The sequence below is a fragment of the Rhodopirellula maiorica SM1 genome (genome assembly GCF_000346295.1).
Classification (GTDB): Bacteria; Planctomycetota; Planctomycetia; order Pirellulales; family Pirellulaceae; genus Novipirellula; species Novipirellula maiorica.
On the sequence record NZ_ANOG01000187.1, the window covers coordinates 1 to 4,816 of the forward strand.

Annotated in this window: 2 protein-coding genes and 1 pseudogene; 1 reads left to right on the plus strand and 2 read right to left on the minus strand. The window is 55.9% G+C overall.

Translation table 11 applies throughout. The features are described from left to right. Nucleotides 1-2,266 (plus strand): annotated as a pseudogene (locus RMSM_RS05730) (copper-transporting P-type ATPase); the annotation flags it as partial. Between the two features lie 288 nt (nt 2,267-2,554). Here RMSM_RS05730 and RMSM_RS05735 read toward each other — a convergent pair. Together RMSM_RS05735 and RMSM_RS05740 are read right to left on the minus strand one after the other, a co-directional pair. After that, nucleotides 2,555-3,559 (minus strand): SDR family oxidoreductase, encoded by a 1,005-nt coding sequence (locus RMSM_RS05735; protein ID WP_008692852.1) that lies wholly within the window; start codon nt 3,557-3,559, stop codon nt 2,555-2,557. After that, nucleotides 3,556-4,816 (minus strand): glycoside hydrolase family 15 protein (locus RMSM_RS05740; protein WP_236622019.1); only part of this gene is annotated, 1,261 nt, incomplete at its 5' end. The genes RMSM_RS05735 and RMSM_RS05740, both read right to left, overlap by 4 nt.

Genomic DNA, 4,816 nt, shown 5'->3' on the forward strand with positions numbered 1-4,816 from the left:
CAGAAAAATTCGAGGCAGACCCGGCAGGGGTGTTAGCATCGCGGGCTGAAAAAGAAGCGATCAAAAATCAGGCTGCTGCTGACGGCCCCTCCTGTTGCCACGGTTCGGGTTCGTCCAAAACCGCAGCAACCGGCAAACCCGCCGATCCGGGGGCGGTCTACACGTGCCCGATGCATCCGGAAATCGAACAAGTGGGCCGGGGGACTGTCCGATTTGCGGGATGGACTTGGAACCCAAGTTCGTCGACATGGCCGACCATGGCGATGACGAGCAGTACGCCGATATGAAGCTTCGCTTCTGGGTCGGCGTTGTCTTATCCGTGCCGCTGTTGGTGATCGCGATGGGGCCGATGCTAGGGCTGCGGATCAGCGATTGGATGTCTCAAACGGTATTTGCTTGGTTGCAATTGGCACTTGCCACTCCAGTGGTGTTTTGGTGCGGTTGGCCACTGTTGGTCCGCGGCGTCAAGTCATTTCGCAGCATGAACTTGAACATGTTTTCGCTGATCGCGGTGGGAACGCTGGCGGCTTATCTATTTAGCCTGGTCGTCGTCTTGATGCCCGGCGTGATCCCCGCAGCCTTCTTCGAAAACGGAGTGCCGCCGCTGTATTTCGAAGCGGCTGCCGTGATCATCACCTTGGTGCTACTGGGACAAGTGCTGGAGCTTCGCGCACGACAACAAACCGGCGGAGCGATCCGAGAATTGATGCAATTGGCTCCCGAAACCGCACACCGCTTAACCGACAACGGCGAAGAAGAAGTCTCGCTCGATTCGGTTCACAAGGGCGACCGATTGCGAATTCGGCCTGGCGAAAAGGTCCCCGTCGATGGCCGTGTCCTCAGCGGCAGCAGCAGCGTGGATGAATCGATGTTGACGGGCGAACCGATCCCCGTGCAGAAATCCGAAGGAGACGAGGTCACCGGGGGAACGCTCAACCAAACCGGTGCGTTAGTGATGGAAGCGGTCGGAGTGGGTGGCGATACCGTGCTGAGCCGGATCGTGCAAATGGTGGCGGATGCCCAGCGGAGTCGTGCGCCGATTCAGAAGCTTGTCGATGTCGTGGCTCGCTATTTTGTGCCTGCGGTAATTGTGTGTTCGATCCTAGCGTTTATCGGCTGGGCAATGTTTGGCCCCGAACCCGCGTTGGCTCATGCCTTCGTTGCTGCCGTTGCCGTGTTGATCATTGCTTGTCCTTGTGCGTTAGGATTAGCGACGCCGATGTCGGTGATGGTCGGTGTCGGTCGCGGAGCCAAAGAAGGAGTGCTGATCAAGAATGCGGAGGTCTTGGAAGTAATGGAAAAGGTCGACACGATCGTCGTCGACAAAACCGGCACACTGACTCAAGGTCGCCCCGAAGTAACCGCAATCAAAACGTTTGGCGGAACAAGCGAGCCAGAGATTTTGGCACTGGCCGCCGCAGTGGAGACACAAAGTGAACATCCGCTCGCTCAAGCGATTGTGCGACGTGCGAAACAGGACGCAACAACACAACACGAAGCGACAGCATTCAGCAGCATCACCGGAGGTGGCGTTCGAGCCCGAGTTGATGGACGCGACGTGATCATTGGAAAAGCCGACTTGTTGATCGAACAGAATGTCGATGGCGTCGATGCGGGTCGAGCGGAGGCGACGAAGCATCAAAGCGAAGGTGCAACCGTGATTTTTGTCGCGGTCGATGGCCAGTTGGCCGCGTTGATGGCGATCACCGATCCGATCAAACCAAGTACGCCGGCAGCTCTGGAAACGCTGCATGAGCTGGGACTGAAGGTCGTGATGCTGACGGGCGATGCGGAGCCAACCGCGAAAGCGGTCGCCACCAAGCTGGGCATCGACGAGTATCATGCAGGGGTTTCACCGGAGGACAAACACGCTTTTGTCCGTCGGCTGAAAAGCGAAGGCAAAACGGTTGCGATGGCAGGCGATGGGATCAACGATGCTCCGGCATTAGCCGAAGCGAACGTGGGTATCGCGATGGGAACTGGGACAGGCGTGGCGATCGAATCCGCAGGCGTCACGTTGGTCGGTGGTGACCTTCGCGGCGTGGCGGCGGCAAGCAATCTAAGCCGAAAAACGATGAGCAACATTCGCCAAAACTTGTTTTTTGCGTTCATCTACAACGCCCTGGGAATCCCGGTTGCCGCCGGCCTGCTGTACCCCTTCTTTGGCATTTTGCTGAGTCCGATGATCGCCGCTGCGGCAATGAGTTTCAGTAGCGTGTCGGTGATCACCAACGCACTGAGACTGCGTGCCGCGAAACTAACCTAGCGTACTGCTCAGGATTGTAAGACGTTAGCCATTCCCCAAGAATCCCGGGGGCCTAGGGTCCGGCAGCCAAGCACGCTGGCCCCTACAGCGAGGAAATCCGACGCCAGAAAAATTCGTCAATGGGGACGAGGGGAGGGTGGCCAGCGTAAGCCCGCTCAACGCTATCGTGAGGTCACTTCGGGAGGCTTTCACGAGCCCGTTCTCTTAAAGACGTTGCGATCACGGGATCAAACAGTGCTAGCTATCAAACAGTGCTAGCTATCAAACAGTGCTAGCTATCAAACAGTGCTAGTTTGCGAGCATCCATGTCAACACGCCGACCGTCACGAGGATCATGATGATGATGGCAGCGATCGTGATCCGATGTCGCGTTAACCAGAATTGGTAGCTGAAGGATTTGGCTCGGTCATCAAAAATGCCTTGGGCGGCAAAGTCGGCGTCCACGGGATCAAACAAATTGTCGGGGCGGTTGGGATCGATCGGCTGATCTGTTTGCTGGCCTTGGTATGCGTGCTTTGCCAAGTAACGATCGCCATATCCGCTAAAGAATTTGTTGCCCCAAATGGTCATGACCGCCGAGTGCCCTACGTGGACTTCGCGGCGGCGATGTTGCGCCGCCCAGCGAATCGCCCTCGCTGCGACTTGGGGTTGAAAGATCGGAGGCACCGGTTGCGGGTGGTTGGGCAATCGCGTTCGACACCAGCTGAATTGGGGCGTGTTCAACGCTGGCATCTGTACCATGGTCAAATGAATTCCGCTATGGTCGTGAATCAATTCAGAGCGTAGCGAATCCGTGAAACCGCGAATCGCATGTTTGGCGCCGCAATAAGGTGCTTGCAAAGGAATTGCCCGATAGGCAAGTGCCGAGCCTACTTGAACGATCACGCCTCGATCACGCGGCCGCATGTGTTTCAACGCGACCATCGTCCCGTAGACGGTCCCCAAGTAGGTGACTTCCGTGGCCCGCCGGAACTCATCCGCGCTGATTTCTTCGAGCGGCGCAAGCACCGTCGTCATGGCATTATTCACCCAACAATCGATCGGACCAAGTTGATCTTCGATTTGCTGTGCCGCCTGTTCCACCGCCGCGGCATCCGCAACATCGGTTGCGATTGCAATGGCTCGACCACCAAGACTCGTGATTTCATCGACGGCGTCGTCGAGACGTTGTTTTCCGCGAGCCAGCAATCCGACGGCAGCACCAGCTTGAGCAAATTCGACCGCCGCAGCGCGTCCCACGCCCGCCGCGGCGCCGGTGATAACGACAACATCGTTTTTTAGCGTTTTCTTCATTTCGAACCAGTGCCTCCATCTTCCGCTGCTCTCAGATGCAGCGCAGCACGGATTAAACCAAGGTGTGTGAAACCTTGAGGAAAATTCCCCAGTAACATTCCGCTTTTCGGATCAATCTGTTCGGACATCAAGCCCACGTCATTGGCAAAACTGCATAGATGATCAAACCATTGCTTCGCCTCGTCGATTTGCCCCGCCAAAACGAGGTTCATCACCATCCAAAAACCGCATAACGAAAATGGATTGTCGTGGCCAGGAAGTCCATCGTCGTGGCGATAGCGATACATCAATCGGTTGGACGACAGGTTCTTTTTGAGGGTCTCGATCGTGGACACAACTCGTGGATCATCACCAGGAAGAAAACCGGTCAATGGAATGCTCAAGACACTCGCGTCCAAGCGGTCACCGCCAAGCGTTTCAGTAAACGCACGCAAGGAAGGATGAAAACCACGTGACAGGATGGTGTCGCGAATTTCGTCCCGCTGCTGTTTCCAATACTCTCGATCGCCGTCAAGACGATGCTTCTCAGCAAAGCGAATGGCGCGATCGAGACCGACCCAACAATAGAGTTTTGAATACAGATACGGCTGGGCCGGTCCACGGATCTCCCATGGACCGTGATCATCTTCACGCCAACCTTTCGCAGCCCGATCGGCTAGGCTACGCAGAAGGTCCCACAGTTGTGGCTTCAATTTGCGTGGCATCCTCTCAAAACAAAGCACCACGGCGTCAAGCACATGTCCGTAAACATCGATCTGAGTTTGGTCGGTTGCTCCATTGCCAATTCGGACGGGGGACGAGTTCTGAAAACCGGCAAGATGGTCGAGCGTTTGTTCGTCGGGGGCGATTTCACCATCCACTCGATACATGATCCGCAACCCGTCGTTACAGTGCAAACAGATCTGTTCGAGCCAATCAATAAATCGCTTCGATTCCTCGTGATAGCCAAGTTGCTGTAACGCATCAAGCAACATTCCCGTATCGCGAAGCCACGTGTATCGATAGTCCCAATTTCGTTGCCCTCCGATTTGACAAGGCAACGACGTGGTAGGAGCCCCCACCACGCCGCCCGAAGGCTCGTGGATCAACAGCTTCAAAACCAACGCACTTCGAATGACGCGGTCGTAATACGGTCCGTCGTATTCACATTGCCTTGCCCATCGCTGCCAATACGCAATCGTCCGATCCTGTTCGGCAGCGATGTCCAATTGTCTAAAGGCACGTAACCTCGATTCCGAATCATCCGTCTTGCCGAAG

What these genes read in the sequence shown, in the direction of transcription:
- RMSM_RS05735 (WP_008692852.1), bottom strand. Translation starts at nt 3,559, where the DNA reads ATGAAGAAAACGCTAAAAAACGATGTTGTCGTTATCACCGGCGCCGCG.